The 20,613-nt window shown below is 57.4% G+C and carries 17 protein-coding genes and 2 pseudogenes; 14 read left to right on the top strand and 5 right to left on the bottom strand.

Features of this window, described 5'->3' with window-relative positions; genetic code table 11:
* Nucleotides 1-72 precede the first annotated feature (72 nt).
* Nucleotides 73-909, top strand: a complete 837-nt coding sequence (gene fghA, locus ACVWWD_RS01860; protein ID WP_352547729.1) for an S-formylglutathione hydrolase — start codon at nucleotides 73-75, stop codon at nucleotides 907-909.
* Between the two features lie 467 nt (nucleotides 910-1,376).
* On the opposite strand, the gene ACVWWD_RS01855 is transcribed toward fghA, so the two are convergent.
* Nucleotides 1,377-1,691: a DUF982 domain-containing protein gene (locus tag ACVWWD_RS01855; protein ID WP_352547727.1), complete on the bottom strand. Its 315-nt coding sequence runs from the start codon at nucleotides 1,689-1,691 to the stop codon at nucleotides 1,377-1,379.
* Nucleotides 1,692-2,010: 319 nt separating this feature from the next.
* Here ACVWWD_RS01855 and ACVWWD_RS01850 point away from each other — a divergent pair, with 319 nt between their 5' ends.
* Nucleotides 2,011-2,751 (top strand): hypothetical protein, encoded by a 741-nt coding sequence (locus tag ACVWWD_RS01850; RefSeq protein WP_084056166.1) that lies wholly within the window; start codon nucleotides 2,011-2,013, stop codon nucleotides 2,749-2,751.
* Between the two features lie 1,638 nt (nucleotides 2,752-4,389).
* On the opposite strand, the gene ACVWWD_RS01845 is transcribed toward ACVWWD_RS01850, so the two are convergent.
* Together ACVWWD_RS01845 and ACVWWD_RS01840 are read right to left on the bottom strand one after the other, a co-directional pair.
* The gene (locus tag ACVWWD_RS01845) at nucleotides 4,390-4,545 is read right to left on the bottom strand and encodes a hypothetical protein (RefSeq protein WP_352553996.1); all 156 of its coding nucleotides are present in this window, start codon (nucleotides 4,543-4,545) and stop codon (nucleotides 4,390-4,392) included.
* A gap of 388 nt (nucleotides 4,546-4,933) precedes the next feature.
* The gene (locus tag ACVWWD_RS01840) at nucleotides 4,934-5,590 is read right to left on the bottom strand and encodes an outer membrane protein (protein ID WP_023770370.1); all 657 of its coding nucleotides are present in this window, start codon (nucleotides 5,588-5,590) and stop codon (nucleotides 4,934-4,936) included.
* A 469-nt stretch (nucleotides 5,591-6,059) separates the two neighbouring features.
* On the opposite strand from ACVWWD_RS01840, the gene ACVWWD_RS01835 reads away from it, so the two are divergent.
* From ACVWWD_RS01835 to ACVWWD_RS01825, 3 genes and pseudogenes are all read left to right on the top strand, one after another.
* Entirely contained in the window at nucleotides 6,060-6,305 is a 246-nt protein-coding gene (locus ACVWWD_RS01835; protein ID WP_352552881.1) for a hypothetical protein, read from the top strand.
* Nucleotides 6,306-7,158: 853 nt separating this feature from the next.
* Nucleotides 7,159-7,371: pseudogene (locus ACVWWD_RS01830) on the top strand (IS1 family transposase); the annotation flags it as partial.
* A gap of 13 nt (nucleotides 7,372-7,384) precedes the next feature.
* Nucleotides 7,385-7,681, top strand: coding sequence for a hypothetical protein (locus ACVWWD_RS01825; protein ID WP_352552883.1), 297 nt, complete (start codon nucleotides 7,385-7,387; stop codon nucleotides 7,679-7,681).
* 9 nt (nucleotides 7,682-7,690) lie between these two features.
* On the opposite strand, the gene ACVWWD_RS01820 is transcribed toward ACVWWD_RS01825, so the two are convergent.
* Nucleotides 7,691-8,092 carry a hypothetical protein gene (locus tag ACVWWD_RS01820; RefSeq protein ID WP_352552885.1) on the bottom strand — a complete coding sequence of 134 codons (402 nt, stop codon included), beginning with the start codon at nucleotides 8,090-8,092 and terminating at the stop codon, nucleotides 7,691-7,693.
* A 157-nt stretch (nucleotides 8,093-8,249) separates the two neighbouring features.
* Here ACVWWD_RS01820 and ACVWWD_RS01815 point away from each other — a divergent pair.
* The 6 genes and pseudogenes from ACVWWD_RS01815 (at nucleotide 8,250) to wecB (ending at nucleotide 15,780) form a co-directional block, all read left to right on the top strand.
* A pseudogene (locus ACVWWD_RS01815) lies at nucleotides 8,250-9,004 on the top strand (IS5 family transposase).
* 566 nt (nucleotides 9,005-9,570) lie between these two features.
* On the top strand, nucleotides 9,571-11,451 hold the full coding sequence (locus ACVWWD_RS01810) for a polysaccharide biosynthesis protein (RefSeq protein WP_352552886.1): 1,881 nt from the start codon (nucleotides 9,571-9,573) through the stop codon (nucleotides 11,449-11,451).
* On the top strand, nucleotides 11,448-12,746 hold the full coding sequence (locus tag ACVWWD_RS01805) for a glycosyltransferase family 4 protein (RefSeq protein WP_352552888.1): 1,299 nt from the start codon (nucleotides 11,448-11,450) through the stop codon (nucleotides 12,744-12,746). Before ACVWWD_RS01810 ends, ACVWWD_RS01805 begins: the two co-directional genes overlap by 4 nt.
* A gap of 17 nt (nucleotides 12,747-12,763) precedes the next feature.
* Nucleotides 12,764-13,636, top strand: a complete 873-nt coding sequence (locus ACVWWD_RS01800) for a dTDP-4-dehydrorhamnose reductase family protein (protein WP_352552890.1) — start codon at nucleotides 12,764-12,766, stop codon at nucleotides 13,634-13,636.
* A 16-nt stretch (nucleotides 13,637-13,652) separates the two neighbouring features.
* Nucleotides 13,653-14,663 (top strand): polysaccharide biosynthesis protein, encoded by a 1,011-nt coding sequence (locus ACVWWD_RS01795; protein WP_352552892.1) that lies wholly within the window; start codon nucleotides 13,653-13,655, stop codon nucleotides 14,661-14,663.
* Nucleotides 14,656-15,780, top strand: a complete 1,125-nt coding sequence (gene wecB, locus ACVWWD_RS01790) for a non-hydrolyzing UDP-N-acetylglucosamine 2-epimerase (protein WP_352552894.1) — start codon at nucleotides 14,656-14,658, stop codon at nucleotides 15,778-15,780. The genes ACVWWD_RS01795 and wecB overlap by 8 nt, the downstream gene beginning before the upstream one ends.
* Before the next feature lie 28 nt (nucleotides 15,781-15,808).
* On the opposite strand, the gene ACVWWD_RS01785 is transcribed toward wecB, so the two are convergent.
* Entirely contained in the window at nucleotides 15,809-17,368 is a 1,560-nt protein-coding gene (locus ACVWWD_RS01785; protein WP_457102887.1) for a hypothetical protein, read from the bottom strand.
* Between the two features lie 191 nt (nucleotides 17,369-17,559).
* On the opposite strand from ACVWWD_RS01785, the gene ACVWWD_RS01780 reads away from it, so the two are divergent.
* Genes ACVWWD_RS01780 through ACVWWD_RS01770 form a run of 3 tightly spaced genes read left to right on the top strand, consistent with a single transcriptional unit; the run spans nucleotide 17,560 to nucleotide 20,612 of the window.
* Nucleotides 17,560-18,510, top strand: coding sequence for an NAD-dependent epimerase/dehydratase family protein (locus tag ACVWWD_RS01780; RefSeq protein ID WP_352552898.1), 951 nt, complete (start codon nucleotides 17,560-17,562; stop codon nucleotides 18,508-18,510).
* Complete coding sequence (locus ACVWWD_RS01775) at nucleotides 18,507-19,643, top strand: glycosyltransferase family 4 protein (RefSeq protein WP_457102886.1); 1,137 nt, start codon at nucleotides 18,507-18,509, stop codon at nucleotides 19,641-19,643. Before ACVWWD_RS01780 ends, ACVWWD_RS01775 begins: the two co-directional genes overlap by 4 nt.
* 27 nt (nucleotides 19,644-19,670) lie before the next feature.
* On the top strand, nucleotides 19,671-20,612 hold the full coding sequence (locus tag ACVWWD_RS01770; protein ID WP_352552902.1) for a glycosyltransferase: 942 nt from the start codon (nucleotides 19,671-19,673) through the stop codon (nucleotides 20,610-20,612).
* The last annotated feature ends 1 nt before the right edge of the window (nucleotide 20,613 follow it).

Here is a 20,613-nt window from a genome sequence, read left to right as displayed (position 1 = left end):
CGGCGCGCGGTTGCGAGCGATGCATCCGGCCGCTATGCCGGGCCGGGATTTCTTGACGAGAAGGCAGAGCTGATGAAAGTTGTTTCCACGTCCAAGTCGCATGGCGGCGTGCAAGGTGTTTATTCGCACGCTTCCGAAGCCTGCGCCTGCGACATGACCTTTGCCGTCTTCGTGCCGCCGCAGGCCAAGGATGGGCCGCTGCCGGTGCTTTGGTATCTGTCGGGCCTAACCTGCACTCATGCCAATGTCATGGACAAGGGCGAATACCGGGGCATGGCGGCCGAGCTCGGACTGATCGTGGTCTGCCCGGACACAAGCCCACGCGGCGAGGGCGTGGCCGACGAAAAGGATAATTGGCAGTTCGGCTCGGGCGCCGGCTTCTATGTCGACGCGACGCAGCAGCCATTCGCCGGGAACTACCGGATGTACTCCTATATCGTCGACGAGCTGCCGGCCCTGATCGCCAGCCAGTTCCCCGCCGACATGGAGCGCCAGTCGATTTTTGGCCACTCCATGGGCGGGCATGGCGCGCTGACCATCGCGCTGAAGAACTCCGAGCACTTCAGAAGTTGCTCGGCGTTCGCGCCGATCGTTCAGCCGATGACGGCAGACTGGTCGCGACCGGCTCTGGAAAAATATCTCGGCAAGGACGAGAAATCCTGGCGCGCCTACGACGCAACAGCGCTGATCGAAGACGGGCACCGCTTCGGCGAATTCCTGGTCGATCAGGGCACCGCCGATGGCTTCCTCAAGGACGGCCTGCGGCCATGGCTTCTCGAAGTCGTCTGCAAGAAGTCCGGCATCGCGCTCACCTTGCGCATGCAGGAAGGCTACGATCACTCCTATAATTTCATCTCGACCTTCATGGACGACCATTTGAAATGGCACGCCGCGCGCCTTGCCAAGTAGGAGCACGCCAGGGGCCATCACTCCGTCAGGATCGAGTTCGAGTCCGGCAAACCATACGCGGTGTCGGCCGCGCCATCGGCTACGTCGCTGGACAGCCTGTAGCCTTTGTTAGCGCGCACGCCGCGCGGCGACATGCCGAACTGTTCGGATATCTGCCGCTGGGTGGCGAGGTGATGCGGTCGCTGGCGCGGGATCCGCAGGGCAAGAGCCTGAGCACGCCGATGCTGACGCGGCGGCGCGGAAAATGGCCGCGAACTCGATCGTTAGGCGCTCAAACGGGTATGGCTGCGTGGATGGCAAACCTTCCGCCCAAGCTCATTAGATATTTGAGAACATTGTAGAAATTGGTGGCGGGAGAGGCGGCCGGTTCTTCAGCGGCCGGCTGCTGGCCAACGTTCGGCATGACCTTGGTCGGCCCGCGCTTTTCTGCCGAGGGGGCGGGGCTTCCCGGGTCGCAGGGCGCGCGCTCAAACCGAGCGCGGCAACTGGCAATCCTGGGCATGGATGGCCAGCACGTCTAGGCGCTTGAGCGCCTCACTCGGCTGATCTGAAACAACCATGTCCTGATCTCTCGCGGCTTTGACAAAGGCTGCAAACGCGACGGATTGCCGGCAGGTTCCGGCCTGAGCCTCCTCCAGCAAACGCAATGCCTGTCGATAAGAATGCAAGTTCTTGTTCTTCCATTCGCCATTCATTGCCGCTCTGGCTTCGGCCACCGACGAGATGGCCGTCGTCGTTTGGAGGTTCATAAATGCAATCCGCACAGGCAGGAAAGCGCTCAATGTCAATCCTCCTTGACGGCGATAGGCCCTGCAAACTTTTCAGGCCGAGATTGGTTGCAGTAGCCGCTCTTTTTTGTTGCAGACCGGCTGTCGCTCGCCTCCGAGATGGTGATTGCCCACAGTTGACAGGACTGGCTCTCGCAAGGCGATTTGCCGCCGCCTTCGCTGTGAATCTCATTAAGAGTTTAGCGGTCGCCTTCACTGCTGATAAGCTGTGTTCCCAGTAAACACGGCTGTGTTGCACCCGAATTGCTCTCTGCATCGTTGCTAATGCACAGTCAACATTCCGACTGTCGAGGCAACGCAACAGGAGAGTATCATGAAGCCTTTCATGAAGACCTTCGCCAGAACTCTGGCTAGCAGTGCTTTCATTATTTCCTTGTCGCTTCCAGTGACCGCCGGCGGCCTAAGCGTCGGTGCAGGTGCTTCCGTGGGTGGTAGCGGCGGTGTGAATGCGGGTGTCGGAGCATCGGTTGGTGGCTCGGGCGGCGTCAACGCTGGTTTGGGTGCTTCAGTCGGCGGGGCGAGTGGCGTCAACGCTGGCGTTGGAGCATCGGTGGGCGGCAGCAATGGCATTGCTGCTGGCGCTGGCGCGACGGTGGGCGGCCCAAAGGTCTTAAAGGCCCGACTTGGCGCAACAGTGGGAGGTCCCACCACCCTGAGGGCTGGTGCAGGTGCGTCGGTTGGCGGCGCGAGTGGCGTCAGAGCCGGTCTTGGAGCATCGGTCGGTGGCAATAGTGGTGTCAGTGCCGGCGCGGGTGCCAACGTTGGCGGTGCTGGTGGCGTGACTGCCGGGCTCGGCGCAGATGTCGGCGGAACCAGCGGCATCGGCACCGGCATAGGCCTGGGGGTCGGTGGGGTCACCACTCCAAGCAATCCGTCCAATCCGTCGAACCCGAGCAACCCTTCCACCCCAACCACGCACCTGACAGCCGTCGTGGCTCAAATGTCGGATAGCAAGGTTGCTCGTATGAAAAAGCGCTGCGCTGACGTACTCAGCAGCGAAAGCACCTATGACCGCGACCTGCGCCAGCTCTGTCTGTTGATCGCTCGCCGATAGGCACACCACACGCAGGGCCTTATCAGCACTCTCCAAAGCCTTGCGAAGAGCCCGCTGCCGAAAGGTGGCGGGCTTTTTGTTTCGGGCGTGGTAACCAGGAACGCATGTCATGCGGATCGTTCTGTTCGCAATAGCGGTGCTGCTCTTTATGGCGAGCGGCTTTTGGTGGCGGTTGAACTCCTGATCGCTGGCGGTTGACAGACAGCGCAGACGCAAGGCATTTTCTCTCCCGAGGAAAACGCGGGGAGCACCATTTGAAAAGGCAATACGAAAGCCAGAACTGAAGAAGCGGGAGCGCTTGGGCAGCATCGCAGCAGCCCTGGTCATCCTATCCGGCCCGAGCACGGTCTGACCCGATCGATAATGCATCAATTAAGCCCGCTAGCTCCGGTCAGCGGGCTTTTTCACGTGCGGGAACATTGTCCCGTAGGGAAGGTTAAACCATACGGTGGTCGATTCCCTCCGGGATGTAGCCACTCCATAAGGAGGCCCTTCGCCGGAGCGCGCGCGGCGGGCTTTCTTAATGCTGTTTCATCGCGGCGCACGCAACCCGGATTCATGGATAGCTAATTTAGCTGCGGAACATATATCAGAGACCAAGGTTCGGGAGCGGGCCGTCCCTCTCCAGCGGCCTTCCCAAGTCACCTGCCCGCTGGCCGAGCCAGCGGGCTTTTTCGGACGGGTCTCGTAGGCCAACCATTCTATTCGAAATCGTGGTGCTGCTGTTCTAGGCGAGCGGCGCTAGGCGCACGCCGCTGGCAGCGGTGCTGGAACAGGGCATAGGCGCTTCCCGAACGGGCGCGACAAACGAGAGAACGGGCTGGAGGGTCAACCCGCGCGATTGCTGTAAGTCTTCCTTACGGAGCGGCCCGCGGCCTCGACTACGGTTCGCATCCTGTTGCGCAGGGCGATATTGTCGGCCAGCATTTTTTCAGAGCGTTCGATTGCGAGCTCAGTCCGGCTAATGCGCTGTTCCAACGCCAATGTGTCGACTTTGTCGGGTTTCGTGCTGTTCATCATTAGGTGTTAACTCACTGCATACCGGTTCGTTCCGAGTTTCAGGCTGCGGCGACTCGCTTGCCGCCGAACTGGTGACGCAGTTTCATCGCGGCACAGTTTCGAGTGCACCGAATTGCATCCTATCCTCGGCCCGGGTCACCAATGCCCGGGCAGTCCCTTGATTCATCCCTAGGGACGCCCGCCGCTGCCGTGAATGGGGCGGCGGGCAATTTGCCGCGAAGGTCACGTCGTCAATCTCATTGCTCGGCGTCCAACCTCGCATTGACACGGAGAAGAACTTGAGATTTTCAGGTTGGGTGCCGGTCCGCGCGACACTGGGGACTAACCTCCCGTACTTTGTTATTTCCGCTTTGGGAATTCGATCACCTTCGCCTCAGGCTGCGGCTCCAGCGGCTCGTGCCCCGGCTCTTCATGCCAGATAACTTGCCGCAGATCGCGCATGTCGACCTTTTGACCGCAACTCGGGCAAGCATAGAAATGGCCTCGCTCATCCCGCACCGGGCGCCGTGCAGTTTGCCGGGGAGTGGCGGGCCAAGGTCGGTGAGCTCATTCCGTTCCAAGAGGTCTAGGCGCTGATCGGGTCCGGCCAAGCTGTACTCGTATACGGCGGCTTGCTCTTCATCGATCACCCGGAACCAATGGTCCTGCAGTGCCCTCGGCGAGACCCTTTGGCTCTGGCGTCGCTTCGGCGGCCTTCATGGGATCGTTCTCCACCACGATGCCCAATGACACGACCGTGTCGCCGTAGATCTCTTCCACCTGATACTTCGCCATTTGGGTGCTCAGCGACCCCTGAGGTTCTTCGCCTCACGTTCCAGGGTGTCGCGGTCGTTGCCGTACTTCGCGATCCATCCGAGAACGGCTGTGGAAGCGTGTGCAGGAGCGTGCCGGGCCGCCTCCGAAAGGGATGAAGCGACCCCCGACGCAATGGGTGAAGCCGGGCCTTATCGGCCGTGTGAAGCACTTGCGCGGCGAGGAGGACCTACGCCATGCGTCAATGCAGGATTTTCGAGAGGAAGAGGATGGCGGTCGGTAAGGAGTATCGCGCCTGCGCACAGGCGGGCAAGCATGCGCCATATCGCGACGAACACTCACGCAAGGGATCACAAAAAGAAAAAGCCCCGGCGGTGTGCCGGGGCCATCTATCGTGCTTGCCGACGTACTAGAACTTGTAGTTCAGACCGACGCGAACGGTGTGGAAGGGGACTTTGACGTCAACACCACCCAAACCGCCGGGGTTGAACGTCTCTTTACCCAGGTCCGTGTAAAGATACTCAGACTTGAACGACCAATTGTTGGTGATGGCGTATTCAGCGCCCGCGCCAACGGTCCAGCCGACCCTGGTCTTGGACAAGTCGAGCCCAGGGGCAGAAATCTTTTCGTGACCGTAGGCCAAGCCGCCAGTGCCATAGACCATGAAACGATCGACGGGCGTGTAGCCAAGGCGAGCACGCACCGTGCCGAACCAGTCAACCTTTGTTTCGAGACCACCGGGGCCGCCGAAAGATAGGTCGGCCTTAATGTCGGAACCCTGGAAGTCGGCTTCGACGCCGTAGACGAATTGGCCAACCTGCCAGTTGTAACCGGCCTGAACGCCGCCCAGGAAGCCGCTCGCATCAATGTCGATCGAGCCAGGGGCGCCGCCAGAAGGAGCAAGATTAAACGTGCCAAAACCGCCGCCTGCGTTCACGCCGATGTAAGCGCCAGTCCAGTCAAAAGAGGCAGCAACCGGTACAGGCTCCGAGACTATGGCATCGGCCGCATAAGCGCTGCCGGACACTACGGCCAGAATGGTGGTCGCAAGCAGAATGGTTTTCATAGAAAAGCCCCTTCGATCGAATGCAGTTAGCAGCCTAGTACCTTCCTTCAGAGGCGTAGCCAACCCGGATTCTGGTAGCGTTCGGCAAACAGTCCGGCGCGTTGCAGCTGCGCAACACTCTACAACTTGCAACTGCGCCAATCGCAACCCCCGCTAGGTCTGCCGCTATCCTCCTCACAGGTACCGCTCAACGTCTGCCTTGTGCTCGAAACAGAACCAGTGCTGTTCTTGACGCGGCCGGGCAAAGCCAAAGCCGGCATGCCTGCCGCATCCATCATGCTCGCAGCCATGACCGAGTACCCTGGCGCTCGCGCGGTGCCGCCGTTGTGCCTTCGGCAAGCTTTATCGGTTCGTCACTCATCCGCGGATAGACTCCACAGGACGGCTTGACGAACAAGGAATTTGTTCCCTTTCTGTTCTCATGGCGCACGATCCGATCGACACGCTGGGTAAGGCGGCCCGGCACAATATGCTTGTGAAAGTGGAATGCAGCTGCGGCAATGTCCGCTACTGCGGATCAGCCGATCTCATGATGGTCTATGGCGGCGGCATCGATCCCATGAAGCTGAAATTCGACTGCAACCGGTGCAAGCCATCGATCAAGATCACGCTCCTCGAGGTCCATCCCGAGCACCTTCCCAAGAGGCTGATGATCCACAAGCCGATGAAGGTAGATGGCAAGATCACCTGGTACACCGAAAGGTTCCGGGGATGAGCGAGCGCCTGAAGGTTCGTCTCGCATATCAACGCGGCTGGTAGGTGGTCGACGGCAGCACCATCGTGGATACCTTCGAGACCAAGGAAGACGCGTTCCGCTACATGGTCGACCGCGGCGCTTGCGTGTGTCTGACTTGGCGGGGCACCGGGCTTTATCGGAAACCGTCAGGGGAGAACATGTCAAAACACCTTGCTACGCTTTTAGCAAGGCAACGCTACGGTATGCTTAAATCAAGGCGGGACAGAACGGCAGCAAACCGGCCCAAACGCCGGAAAGGCCGGGCTTGTAGGGCAGGCGATGGTACAAAGCGGGACGGCCACAAGCGAATTTCAAGACCGGTGCCTTAACCGCTCGGCCCAACCGGGTCTGCTGCCGGCCTTTGCGCCTTCAAGGCCTCATCGGCTGCGAGTGTAGCTGACGTTGGAGCGGATCCAGCGCAGATGTCTGGATGATCCTGATGCACTGGTGCGAGCGACGGAGGGACCGGCCTTTCAGCCGATCAGGCCATTCGCGCAATCAACTCCTCGACGCCGGTCGATTGCGTTTCACATTGTTCCTCGCCATGTGTCGCGTTTCGTGTCGCGTCGACTTGCCGAGAGTCGTAGGAAACCCTTGGAAATCACCGGTAACCGATTGCAACATGACGCCACATGAAAGCGGCCAGCTAAGAAGACCAGCGCTCTGTCAAATCGTTGGGTTCGTTGCAGAAAGTAATGGTAGAGGAAAGGGAACTCCCAGCTAACCTTCTCCAAGTTCGGAAGGCAGTTCCAGAGTCTCGGCATTACTCGCAGCAAGGGCGCTTAGGCACGTGGCGCCCGGCCACTTCGCTCGATCGGGCTCAAGGGTAGGTAGGTTTTCCAAGAAGGTAGTGGCTCACGCCAACGCTGTGGCGCTTCACTTCATGTACTACAATTTTGTTCGCATCCATGCCACGCTGCGCATGACGCCTGCGATGGCCGCTGGTGTGACTGGCAGGCTTTGGGAGATTGGCGACATCGTAGCGCTGATCGAAGCGAAGGAGGCAGAGCAGCCAACCGCTCGCGGACCTTACAAGAAGAGATAATATGGCTAGGCACTTGGTTGATAAATTGATTGGACGCCGTATCGAGCGCATCGAAAATTCAGAGCCTGGCTATGGGACTGGAATAATCCTAAGCGGCAACGCTTCGTTCAACGTCAACACCGAAGTGACAGCGCGCCTGCCCGAAGAATCTACGAAGCAGATTGAAAGCGCAACAATCGCGGACGGGCAGTTGACCATGCACCTGACAGGTAACGGCTTCGTCGCAGTATCGCTTGACCGGGAGCGCTTCGCAGACGCGGTAGAGTTATACGTCTACCTCGACGAAGAGGGATATGTCGTCGAGAATTAGGTCGTGAACTCATAAATGCGGAATGGCCGAGATGGGTGGAGTGCCGCCATCGTCGGGCTCAGTCCATCGAACGGCGGTTTTCCCCATAGACAGGATGTCGCCACGGAAGTCCGCCTTCACCCTGATCGATTTCGCGTCGTCAACCTTCAGGGCGGCCTCGACGACTGTGGCTAGCTCTTCGTAGCGCTTCCTGTCCTTTGCGAGAGTCGGGTGATGGTCTTCTGGCTGCAGAGTGCCATCGTCCTGCGCCGATCGCCACCGCAACCAGAGATGCCATTGCTCTTTGACGGCAGACATTTGTTCGTCACTGATGGGGCTTAATAGGAGCGTATCCGCCCAGTCATCCTGATCTATATCCCATTCGCGCATATAGGCATGCGGGAACCCTTTATAGTCGGCGGTCCCCTTCAAGGGTCGATCGTAGAAGTCATGAACAGTGTGAACGGCGTCCCACTCGTCGGCTCTAACGGAATTCATCTACCGGCCTTATAGCTATGCCTTCCTCGGCAATGGATCATTCTTTCACTTGACGCTTTCATATCACCCCAGGTTCTGATTCAGAATCATCATGAGCCGATATGACCTTAGCGACTTCGAACGGCGCGTGATCAAGCCGCTTCTCCCCAACAAACCGCGTTGTGTGTCGCGTGTAGACGACCGACGTGTAATGAATGGCATCTTCTGGGTTCTGCGCTCCGGTGCGCCGTGGCGCGATCTGCCCGAGCGCTACGGCCCACGAACCACCTGCTACAACTGCTTCGTGCGATGGCGGAAGGCGGGCGTGTGGGACCGGCTGATGGGCGCCATCACCTCCGCGCTTGACGGTGACATCCAGATGATCGACAGCACCTCCGTTCGCGCCCACCAGCAGGCCGCGACGGCAAAAAGGGGGGCCAGATCACTGTCTCGGTCGATCGCGCGGCGGGCTCACGACGAAAATCCACGTCGTTGTCGATGCGCAAGGGCTTCCCATCCGGCTCGGCCTGACCGCCGGACAGGCGCATGACCAGTCAGATCGCAGATCAACTGCTCAACCACCTCAGCCCCCGCACCATCGTGCTGGGCGACAAGGCCTACGATGCGGATCGCATCCGCTCCTTGATCGAGGAGCAAGGTGCAACCAACATCCCACCTAAAAGCAATCGGCGCGTGCTTCAGCAAACGGCTCTACCGCGAGCTAATCTGATCGAGCGCTTCTTCTTCAAGCTGAAACACTTCCGCCGCATCGCCACCCGCTACGACAAGCTCGCCGCCAACTTCCTCGCTATGGTCCAGCTCGCCTCAACGCGCCTGTGGCTGCGTGCTTATGAGTCTACGGCCTAGTCGCGGCCGGAGGCGCTTCCATCGCCAGCCCCGGTATCTCTGCCGCACAAGTCATGACCCGACAACGGCTCGTGCTACAGATCAAAACCCTTCGCCAAACCTACGGTGAGCTTGGCAATCAAGATGCTCCAAATCCGCTCAACTTTATGGTCAAAATGGCTGCTCACCACTCGGATCAGTGTTTCAGTGCGCTCACGGAAAGAAGTATTGGACAATGCGGGCATCTGCGCTACAGACTTCGGTGTGCTGTTCGGCAGCAGCGGCTATGACCTAGTAAGATCATCAGGACAATTTGGTTCGAAATGGAACTGATCTGCAGGCTGCTGGCGCTCCCGACCGTGAGGTACACGCGAGAGCCAATGCTACCGCCCGGCTTGCGGGAGAAGAGATCAACCGCGCCAGCCTCACTTCCCGAGGAGCAGAATCGTCAAACGTTCGAGGTTTAAGTGCCATCCATCGAACCAGAACATCCCGCAGTCCCTCGTACCGGCATCCGCCGTAACACTGCCCAAGTCATTTCTCGCGTGATAACATTGCGAGGCTTGGCTCTCGTCCACGATGGCTTAATGGGGGCAATCGCACTGCTCCTGTCGTTCGCATTGCGGTTGGACATGGGAGGCCTTTCACAGAACTTGTGGATGTACCTCGCTGCTTCAACGCTCTTCGGATTCATCGTGAGCATTACGGGCTTCTTCCTTGGACTAAATCGCGGCATCTGGCGCTATGCGTCGTTATCTGATTTTTTAGCGATTGCGGGCGTAGCGACCGCATCTCTCGCGGTTTTTACGGTTGCCGAATTCCTGGTTGCACGGCTGAACTCAATTCCGCGTTCCTCGATCATCATCGCATGGGCTTTCACCATCGTGCTTTTGGCCGGGCCTCGCGCCGCATATCGGGCATATCGAAATAGACATGATGTTAGCAGAGGCAAGGCAGCCCAAGGCAGTGGCAAAAAAGTCCTCTTAATCGGAGCGACCGACAATGCGGAGGCATTCATAAGGACGACCAAAGAGAGAGAAGGCGCAGCTGTCGAGGTGCTTGCAGTTGTTGACGAGCGCGGCCGTCGAACAGGAAGAGCCATCCGGGGCGTTCCGGTAATAGGTCCGCTAGACAAACTCCCTCAAATATTGGACCGGTTCGAGGCGCGGGGGCGCCGAGCCGACGCGATAATCCTGACTCGGTCACGTGAGGAGTACCAACGATACGCTAGTCTGGAAGAACTGGTGGACGTGGCGGCGCAGCACAAGGTTGAGTTGGCGACGATCCCAAACCTTCTCGATATGAAAGGCATTGATGCGAAGATCGAACTTAGACCCATAAAGCTGGAGGATCTTCTCCAGCGTGCGCCCGTGAGATTAGACATGGGCAGAATTGCCTCGATGGTTGTCGGCAGAAATGTGATGATCACTGGAGCCGGCGGTTCAATAGGGTCAGAGTTGGCGAGGCAGGTTGCCGAATTGAACCCGATGAACCTCGTTCTGGTGGACGCCAACGAATACGCGCTCTACTGCATCAAGTCCGAGATGACCCAGATGCGCCCAGGCGCATCCATCGATGCCGTGCTTTGCAACGTCCGTGAGAGGGACGCGATTAGCAACGTGGTGGAAACTTATGCGCCGAATCTTATCTTCCACGCAGCTGCTCTGAAGCACGTTCCTATGGTTGAGGCTCAACCAATTGAAGGCATTTTCACCAATGTGATTGGCACCCGGAATGTAGCCGACGCGGCGCTCCGCTCTAGGGTCTCGAAGATGATCATGGTGTCGACCGACAAAGCCGTTAACCCGGCAAACGTTATGGGAGCCACGAAACGCATGGCGGAGATGTATTGCCAGGCGATGGACATCGACCAGACTACGTGCACCACGCGATTTATGACGGTCCGGTTTGGAAACGTCTTGGGATCGGCCGGCTCAGTAGTTCCTCTTTTCGAGCAGCAGATAAAGACCGGAGGTCCCGTGACGGTAACTCATCCGGACATAGTTCGCTTCTTCATGACCATCCCTGAAGCGTGCCTTTTGGTCCTGCAGGCAGCGGCTCATGATACGGACGAGGTCAAAGAGCGGGGCCGAATTTTTGTTCTGGACATGGGTTCCCCCGTTAAGATCGTCGACCTCGCGCGCAATCTTATCCGGCTCTCAGGCCGACGGCCTGATAAGGACATTCAGATCGTGTACACTGGGCTGCGTCCCGGAGAGAAGCTCTACGAGGAGCTGTTCGATCTGAACGAGCCGCTGACCGGCACCACATCGCCGGGGGTGCTGGCCGCGTCAGCACGATCAATTGAGCGCTCGGTAATCGTGCGCATCTTTGATGAGATGCAGCGCATGATTAATGCGCAGGATGTCGAAGGCGCGCTAAGGCTTCTCCAGTCGACGGTGCCTGAGTTTATGCTGGGGGCCGATATTCTCACGACTATGGGCAGAGCGCGCGCTCTACAGCAATGAATCTCATTAGCCCGGCACCGGAGGACAGCCTGGAAGGCGGCGACTTAGCCGGTGAGAGATTGCGGGTGCTCGTAATCAGTCAGCACTTTTGGCCCGAGAGCTTCAGAATTAACGAGGTTGTTGAGTCGCTGCGGCTAGAAGGTTGCGATGTCGAGGTCCTATCTGGTCAGCCAAACTACCCGGTCGGCAAGGTTTTCGGCGGATACAGCGCTTTCAACTTTGGAACCGAATGGCATCCTTCAGGGTATGCGATTCATCGGGTGCCGGTGGTGCCGCGTGGTGGCGGCGGAGGAATCCGGCGAATCTTCAATTACTTTTCCTTCGTAATCCTGGGAGGAATACTTGGCCCATACCTAACACGGTCGAAGCGATATGATGTCGTTTTCGTGTACGCGATCTCACCCATACTGCAGGGCCTGGTGGGCGCCGTTTTCCGGCACATCAAAGGTGCCGCTCATGTCATTTGGGTGCAAGATTTGTGGCCAGAGAGTCTCGAGGAGACGGGATTCATCAAGAACGGATGGGCGCTGGCAGCGGTCGGACGGCTGACACTTTTCATTTACAGGCGAGCCGACCTTCTGTTGACGCAGTCTCGCGGCTTTATCGAAAAAATTAGACTAGTCGTTGGTGACAGTGTGCCGATCGCCTATCATCCAAACCCGGGTGACATGTTGCTCGGCGAAAACGTTTCCCACGAGAGTTCGTCACTAAAACTCCCTGCGGGCTTCAACGTCGTGTTCGCCGGGAACTTGGGAACAGCTCAAGCCTTGGAAACCGTTTTAGACGCAGCAAGCCGTATCCACGATTCCGAGATACGAATTATCCTTGTCGGCAGCGGCAGCCGATCCGAGTGGCTTCGACAACAAATCGAGCGCCGGCGTTTGACCAATGTGATGTTGGCCGGGCGATTTCCACCTGAGGCGATGCCGAAAATCTTCGAACAATCATCGGCACTCCTCGTGACCCTGAAACGGTCGTCGGCCCTCAGCCTAACCATACCTAGCAAAATTCCTAGTTATCTTGCGGCGGGGCGCCCGATCGTCGCCTGTCTAGATGGCGAAGCTGCAGATATTATTCGAGACGCTAGCGTTGGGATAACGACTCCCGCAGAAGATCCAGTGCGTCTGGCCGACGCCATAACGAGCCTAAAGAACATGTCTCAAGAGTCGAGGGATCGCATGGGGAAGGCGGGGCGAGAGTACTTCAATTCGCATTTCGCGCCCGCGCCCTTGGCACGGGAACTTATCAACCATTTTCGAAACGCCCTCGCCAGGCACGGGCGTACCCGCCGGTGACGTAGGAAGATTGAACAATGAAAAGTCACACTCGGAACAACCTGCTAGTGCTCGGCGCCACCGGCATGCTGGGCAATGCGGTTTTCAGAGTGTTCTCGGGCAGCCCTCAATACCTCACTTTCGGCTCAACCCGCTCGTCATCACATCACCAGCTATTTTCGGAGCAAGTGCGCGGAAATTTGTTCAGTCTAACCGACGCGGAGAACGCCGACGCACTCGCCAAACTTTTTGCTGAGGTGGCGCCCGATATCGTCATAAATTGCATAGGCGTCGTCAAACAACTTTCGTCAGCAAACGATCCCCTTGCCGCAATCCCCATCAACTCGATATTGCCGCATAGACTAGCACGTCTCTGCCGCATCGCGAACGCCCGGCTCATTCACATAAGCACCGATTGCGTCTTCGATGGCGTGGAGGGCAATTACAGTGAGATCGCTCGCCCCAATGCACATGATCTCTACGGAAGGAGCAAGTTGCTTGGCGAGGTTGACTACGAGAACGCGATCACCTTGCGCACTTCGATCATCGGTCGCGAGTTGAACAGCTCCCATAGCTTAATCGACTGGTTTTTGCGTCAAAACGGGAGTGTCAAGGGCTTCACGCGGGCAATCTTTTCCGGTTTGCCTACGGTCGAGCTAGCCGGGATCATTCGCGACTTCGTACTTCCAAACCCTTCCCTCAAGGGGCTCTATCACGTGTCGGCCGACCCAATCAGCAAATTCGATCTCCTCACGATGGTCGCGGAAAGCTACAGGAAAGAGATCAGGATTGAGCCCGACAACGAACTGACTATCGATCGATCACTGGATTCGTCGCGCTTTCGCCAAGCTACCGGCTACGACCCCCCGAAGTGGCCTGATCTCGTTCGTGCAATGCGTGATTTCGGCTAATTAAAGAGTCAAACCAATGTTTTCTAATAAGACGCTTCTCATAACGGGAGGCACTGGGTCGTTCGGGAATGCTGTTCTCGCCAGGCTATTGCAGAGCAATTTTGCAGAGATCAGGATTTTCAGTCGTGACGAGAAAAAGCAAGAGGATATGCGCCTTCTTTTGCGGGATGACCGCCTAAAGTTCTATATTGGCGACGTTCGGGATTATAGCGCAGTTGATGATGCCGTTCGGGGATCGCACTACATCTTCCACGCCGCAGCGCTAAAGCAGGTCCCGTCTTGCGAATTTTATCCCATGGAAGCGATCAAGACTAATGTGCTTGGGGCGGAAAATGTGCTGCGTGCAGCGATCAGCCACGGTGTTCAGCGGTGCGTGGTTCTTAGCACGGACAAGGCGGTGTACCCAGTAAACGCGATGGGCATGTCCAAAGCACTTATGGAAAAGGTGATGATCGCCAAATCACGCCTAAGCGATTCCGTGAAGACGGTGGTCTGCGCGACTCGTTATGGCAACGTCATGGCTTCCCGGGGCTCGGTGATCCCGCTCTTTCTCGATCAGCTTTTGCATGGCCAGCCGTTGACGGTGACTGACCCCAACATGACGCGGTTCCTCATGTCCCTAGATGAATCCGTGGATTTGGTCCTGTATGCATTCGAGCACGCGCAACCGGGCGATATTTTCGTTCAAAAGGCGCCGGCGTCGACGGTTGGAGTTCTGGCAGAAGCGATGCGTGAGCTGCTCGGCCGTCACAACCCAATAAAAATCATTGGTACCCGGCACGGCGAAAAGCTGTTTGAATCGTTGGTCTCTCGCGAGGAAATGGTTCGTGCAGAGGACCTCGGAAATTACTATCGAATTCCGGCCGACTCTAGGGATCTAAACTATGACAAGTATTTTGTAGAGGGGGAGCGGGAGGTTTCAGAACTCGAAGACTACACGTCTCACAACACGGTTCGACTCGGCATCCCGGAAGTCAAAGAGCTCCTGATGCGCCTCAACCTGATCAAAGAGGCCGCCCGTGCTTAAGGTGATGACAATCGTCGGCACACGACCTGAGATCATACGGCTGTCCCGGGTCATCGCCAAGTTCGATGAACACTTTGAGCACACCCTGGTGCACACGGGGCAAAATTTTGACTATGAGCTAAACGAGATTTTCTTCTCCGAACTTGGGATCCGTTCGCCTGACGTTTTCCTCGATGCTGCGGGAAAATCTGCGGCCGAAACAATTGGGCAGGTGATCATATCGTCCGACGGAGCTTTCGAAACACATCGCCCAGATGCGGTGTTGATTCTGGGAGACACGAATAGCTGCCTGGCGGCCATCCCGGCAAAGAGACGTAAGATACCCATCTTTCACATGGAAGCTGGGAATCGCTGCTTCGATTTCCGTGTGCCCGAGGAGATAAACCGCCGGATCGTCGATCATACGTCCGACATCAACCTCACTTACAGCCAGATTGCTCGCGACTACCTGCTCCGGGAAGGCTTGCCACCCGATCAGATAATAGTGACGGGTAGCCCGATGCGCGAGGTGCTCGAGTACTATCGCGGCGCAATCGATGCCTCGGATGTGCTGAAGCTCCTTGGGCTTTCCAAGGGGAAATTCTTTGTCGTCAGCGCACACCGTGAAGAGAATGTTGATGCGCCTGACCGATTGAAAAAATTACTCGGTATCATCAACGGGATCGCTGAAAGGTACGACGTGCCCGTGATTGTATCGACCCACCCCCGGACCCGAAAGCGCTTGGACGCTCTCGCGGCCCAAAGCAACCCGAATGTGCACTTCGAGAAGCCTTTCGGCTTTCTCGACTATGTGAAACTTCAGAGTTCCGCCCGAGCGGTGCTGTCTGACAGCGGGACAATCACGGAAGAGAGCGCAATCCTCAACTTTCCTGCTCTAAATTTACGCGAGACCCATGAACGTCCCGAAGGGTTCGAAGAAGCTTCGGTGATGATGGTGGGGCTAGAACTTGAACGCGTGCTTGATGGGCTTAAAATCCTTGAAGGCCAACCGCACGGCGTGGACAGATTGCTTCATCTGCCAAGCGACTATCGCCCGGTCAACGTGTCCGAGAAGGTGGTGCGAATTGTCCTAAGCTATACCGATTTCGTGAATAGGCGGACCTGGCGGAAGCAGTAGGAAGCGGCGCGATAAAGGCGGCTTCCGCCTACGCAGCCCGCTCGCCTCTTGCCGTCAGCCGTTTCGTTAACCACCAAATCGCGCCGAGGAAGAGGACTGAAAGGACCAGCTCGATCGCGTAAATCAGCAAAGTCCACGGGAATCCCATTTGAACTGTGAGATAAGCTAACGAGACCCCCGCCACCGCAGCGGTGGCGAGGTTCTGGGTTGCGCGCGATGCCACCCACTCTATTGAATGGCCCACCAAAGTCACGGCAAACATGAAGGCAGCTACAACCGGCAGGGAACCGGAAAGGCTGGCTATGCCGACGGGGCCTGGCAGAGTTAGGAAGGTGTAGTACTCCACGTTGCCATAGCGATCACCAGACATTTTCTGGTAGATCGCGTGAGAGCCTTCTGCAGGATCTTCCGACAGCACCTTGAAAAAGAGATCGGTGCTGAGCTGGTTGGAGTTGGCGGCCGCTGTCATGACGCCCTCCATCCCGACCCATCGCATGATTGCCAGGTTTCGGAGTTGGCGGAACAGACCTTCAAGAGCAAAACGGTCATGTGTCACTGTTTCAACCTTGTCGGCTAAAGATGTTGCTTTGGGGGCAGGCGGCGTGATGGTCGATGATGGAGGAGCAGCGGGGGCCGGCAGTTGCATTGGATCGGAAGCGGTCTGGGGGGTGTGTTGTACCGGAGGCGTGGCGACTGGAGGCGCATTTAATGAGAAGTCGAATGTCCGTTCGAAACTGACGACTGCCAGCGACCCCGCGAAAACCAGGGCGGCTAGACCCATCGCGATCGCAACAGCAATCCAGCTCTGCACTTGCCTGTGCCGCAGCATAACAACTGCGCACGCTGCCAAGACATAGAGAAGGAGTTGGATACGGCTTCCCATTGAAAGAGAAGCCAGCGCACCTAGGAACGTAGCCATGTAAATAAGCGCTGCGTATGGCCATCCCCGAAGCTCTATCAGCCAGAGCATCGCCGTTAGCCCGCCCAAGAGGGCACCCCATGAGATTACAAAAGCCGCGACTGCATAGATGCGGCCATCCATCGGAATTCCAAGTGGAAACCCGATTCGAATGATATGAAACGAGTAATTGCCCCAATACAGCGCGACTGAGACAATTGTCAGAAGCGCAAGCGCCCCGAGAGCGGAGTGGGCGAGACGTGGGGGGCCAGATGCCCTCCGAGTGTTGCGGAAGGAGGGGTAAAAACCAGCAACGAAATTTGCCAAACACACACCGAACAGACCGCTTGCCGCGAACAGTAGCGCTTGGTCCCATTCCGATGTGAATCCGCTGATCGGCTCGATCAGCTTCACGTCAAACACGAGGTTAGCGACCGCCTTGGCGATAAACCCCACGAAAAGGAAGGAGGATAAAAAGAAAACGAAGAAGGAGGACGGATATACAAGCGAGAGTGCTACGGCAATGCAGCCGGAAGCGTAAAAACACAGGAGAGCCAAAGGCGAAGCGCCAGGGTAGGCAACCAGGAGTGCTGCGCCGGTCGGCAAGGCCAACACACCCCCCACAAATAGCGCGAGGTCTAAAAAACCCTTCGACCGGGCGTCGGAATCTGTGGAGATCATCTCAGTCATAGCGCGCCTATACGCCAAAAAAAGGTGAGTTACCAAGAGAGACTTATACATTCCCCAGCAGAACTTACCCTGCCGGCTCTCTCGTTGCGCGAGGGATGAGCCTCGTGTTATAGCGAATTGATCACGAATCGTCTTGGTTCGCTGATCTTCCCATCATAGTGCCACTCGCTGCTAAACCAAAGAAGCCATTGATGCCAGACGAGCATTTCCGAGAGCCACGCATTGTCGTGCTCGGAGGGACTGGTTTCGTCGGCCAAGCCTTTGCCAGGGGTTGGGCGAATGCCTCGGCTCGGCCGAGCCGTTATCTCCTGCATAGGTCGCGTCCACGATGGCTCAATTCAGGCGAGACAGAGATCCAGCACGTCGATATCAATGATGCAGCTCAAGTGCTGGATGCTCTCCGCGGGCATGACGTCTTAATCAATTTGCTGCGACCAGACGGCAGCGGTTGGTACCGGAGCGTAGTGGAAAATCTTCGGCCTAGTTTTCAGGAATCCGGAATCACTCGCTGCATCCACGCTAGTAGCATTGACGTCTATTCCGGCGTTGAAGAACGGCACGTTCGCGAGGATACGCGCCCGCAGCCACTCGCAGCTTACGAGCGCGAACATCTTGCCGTGGAATCGCTGATAAGAGATTCGTTTCCCGAAACGATCGTGTTGCGATTCGGCGCTGTGTTCGGGCCAGGTGGACGCAATCTCGTCAGCTTGGCGGAGGAGATGAGGCACGCGCCATCGTGGAAGATCGCACTCCGTCGTTCGCTGTACGGAGCTAGGCGAATGCATCTTGTCAGCGTTGAGACTGCTGCAGGGTCACTCGTCCACCTAGCGCTCCATCGCAATCCTCTCGGCTCCCAACTGGTGCTTGTGACGGATGACCACGACCCGAATAACAATTTCGCCTTTGTTCAGGACCGCCTTGCTGCCGCGTTCGGTCGGAGCATACAGGGTCTTGGCGGCACGGCACCTAAGTCGCTGCTAAAATTCTTGCTTCGTTCAAGAGGATTGCCGAGCCAGAGCATCGACCGGCGTTTCTCTCACGAAAGGGCCGTTGAACTAGGGCTACCTTCTGAGGCCTTTCCCGATCGGCTTGAGAAATACGCCGTACAGCTGGCCGAGACGATCGGGAGGTACGGTGAATGAACACCCTCCTGACCACTGTATCTCTCGATGCCCAAAAGGGGGGTGGTACTGCCGAACGAACACGGCGCCTTGCGGCTCATCTGGCGTCGAAAGGCCATCAATGTGAAATCGCGACGATAGAGGACGGCGAACTGGCTCAGAAACTACGCCAGTGCGGAGTGCATGTGTACGCAACGGGCTTCTTTCGGCTCCGCTTTACGGTGCCGTTTATCAATCCGTTCCGACTTGCCCAAAGCGTGCGCAGGGCTGACGTGATCCACATCTTGGGCTACTGGAATCTTCTTTCGGTCGCCACAGCGTTGCTCGCGGTTTGGCTGGGCAAACCTTACGCATTCAGCGCCGCTGGCGAGTTCGTGGGGCTCAATCGCCCGCGGCCGAGCGCGCGTCTTTTCCATTTTCTTCTCGGCAAACGTGTCATTCGCAATGCAAGCTTGCTGATCGGGGTTACTCCACTTGAACAACGTCAAATCCTCGAGCGGTTTCAGCTTGCGGCAGGGCGTGTCGTAGTCGTCCCCAATGGGGTGGAGGAACACGTCGAGATCATCTCTGATCACATTGAATCGGATGTGCCTTACGTCCTGTTCGTGGGACGCCTTGCTGAGGTCAAAGGCCCCGACCTACTCGTGGAAGCATTCGCTGACGTTGCCGGCGAATACCCGGATCTGCAGTTGGTCGTCGCAGGACCTGACTTCGGAATGCGCTCCAGTTTGGAAAAGTTCGTCACAGAAAGGCAACTCGGTCATCGCGTGGTCTTTACGGGTCATTTGGGGGAAAGAGAGCGGAGCAGCGCGTATGAGCAAGCTCTGTTTCTTGCCGTCCCATCACGAGCCGAGGCTATGTCGCTTGTCGCCTTGGAAGCTGGCCTTGCCGGAACGCCAGTGTTGCTGACTGATCAGTGCGGGTTCGACGATGTTGAAAGGATCGGCGGCGGACTTGTTGTTCCCGCGACCGTGGAGGGGCTACGCAGTGGCCTCAGGACGCTGCTTGCAGAACGGCAATCGCTGGCTGCCAAGGGGAAAGCTCTTCAGACCTACGTTCGCGGAAAGTTTACATGGCCCTCGATCGTGGATGGCTTAGTTTCACACTTCAACAGCATGGTGGCGACTCAGCGGACTAGGGAACCTTCCCGATAGGCGAGCCTCCCGGGAGAAGCATCGAAGATGCAGCATCTGACAATGAACACCTTAGGAAAGAAATTGGCTGGCCTGCCGCGGGTTTCTTTGGTGGTGCCCGCCTTCAACGCGGCCGAATATATTGGGGAGACGATCGGAAGCCTGCTGGCTCAGGACTATCAAGATTTGGAGATCACCGTTGTGGATGATGGATCCACCGATGGAACCAGCGAGATTGCTGCCAACTTCGGCGGTAAAGTCAGACTGCACCGGCAAGCCAACGCTGGTCAGAGTGCGGCTATGACGGCCGGTTGGGCAATGAGCACAGGGGCGGTGCTCGGTTATATCAGCGCCGACGACCGTCTCCGTCCTACCGCTATCCGGCGATGCGTCGAGGAGCTAATGGCCCGTCCAGAAGTCGTCCTAGTTTATCCCGACTTCAACATCATAGATGAGCACTCGGTCCTCCGGTCGACGCTTCGACCGCCGGACTATTCCCGCCGCGCTCTCTACGCCAATCTTCATTGTTTGCCAGGACCTGGCGCACTCTTTCGGCGCTGCGCATACGAAAGGGCTGGCAGCTGGTGTTCGGATCTGCGGCAAATTCCTGATCTCGATTTCTTTCTTCGGATGGGGTTGGAGGGGAATTTCTACCATCTTCCGGAGGTGCTGGCAGAGTTTCGGATGCACAGCGGATCCACGACCTACAGGGCTGTGCCATACGAACGAGGCGAGGAGCCGCAGCGAATGGTTGAAATGTTCTTTGCGCGGCAGGATCTGCCGGATGACATTCGTAAGTGGGAGCGCGAAACTCGGGCAAATGCCAGCCTACTTTCGGCTGCGATTCACGGACGTTCCGGCCGAACCGTTGTCGCGATGCGCCGGCTCACCGCAGCCGCCTTGCATCTGCCCACGTTGACCTCACTCAAAGCGCTAAAACACACCGTCCTTATAGCCAAAGGCATATTCACTATGCCTGGGCCACGATAAC

The organism is Mesorhizobium sp. URHB0026, from assembly GCF_054059755.1.
This window is presented reverse-complemented; position numbering and strand designations above follow the sequence as displayed.

What these genes read in the sequence shown, in the direction of transcription:
- fghA (WP_352547729.1), top strand. Translation starts at nt 73, where the DNA reads ATGAAAGTTGTTTCCACGTCCAAGTCGCATGGCGGCGTGCAAGGTGTT.
- ACVWWD_RS01850 (WP_084056166.1), top strand. Translation starts at nt 2,011, where the DNA reads ATGAAGCCTTTCATGAAGACCTTCGCCAGAACTCTGGCTAGCAGTGCT.
- ACVWWD_RS01845 (WP_352553996.1), bottom strand. Translation starts at nt 4,545, where the DNA reads ATGGCGAAGTATCAGGTGGAAGAGATCTACGGCGACACGGTCGTGTCA.
- ACVWWD_RS01840 (WP_023770370.1), bottom strand. Translation starts at nt 5,590, where the DNA reads ATGAAAACCATTCTGCTTGCGACCACCATTCTGGCCGTAGTGTCCGGC.
- ACVWWD_RS01835 (WP_352552881.1), top strand. Translation starts at nt 6,060, where the DNA reads ATGCTTGTGAAAGTGGAATGCAGCTGCGGCAATGTCCGCTACTGCGGA.
- ACVWWD_RS01810 (WP_352552886.1), top strand. Translation starts at nt 9,571, where the DNA reads ATGGGGGCAATCGCACTGCTCCTGTCGTTCGCATTGCGGTTGGACATG.
- ACVWWD_RS01805 (WP_352552888.1), top strand. Translation starts at nt 11,448, where the DNA reads ATGAATCTCATTAGCCCGGCACCGGAGGACAGCCTGGAAGGCGGCGAC.
- ACVWWD_RS01800 (WP_352552890.1), top strand. Translation starts at nt 12,764, where the DNA reads ATGAAAAGTCACACTCGGAACAACCTGCTAGTGCTCGGCGCCACCGGC.
- ACVWWD_RS01795 (WP_352552892.1), top strand. Translation starts at nt 13,653, where the DNA reads ATGTTTTCTAATAAGACGCTTCTCATAACGGGAGGCACTGGGTCGTTC.
- ACVWWD_RS01785 (WP_457102887.1), bottom strand. Translation starts at nt 17,368, where the DNA reads ATGACTGAGATGATCTCCACAGATTCCGACGCCCGGTCGAAGGGTTTT.
- ACVWWD_RS01780 (WP_352552898.1), top strand. Translation starts at nt 17,560, where the DNA reads ATGCCAGACGAGCATTTCCGAGAGCCACGCATTGTCGTGCTCGGAGGG.
- ACVWWD_RS01775 (WP_457102886.1), top strand. Translation starts at nt 18,507, where the DNA reads ATGAACACCCTCCTGACCACTGTATCTCTCGATGCCCAAAAGGGGGGT.
- ACVWWD_RS01770 (WP_352552902.1), top strand. Translation starts at nt 19,671, where the DNA reads ATGCAGCATCTGACAATGAACACCTTAGGAAAGAAATTGGCTGGCCTG.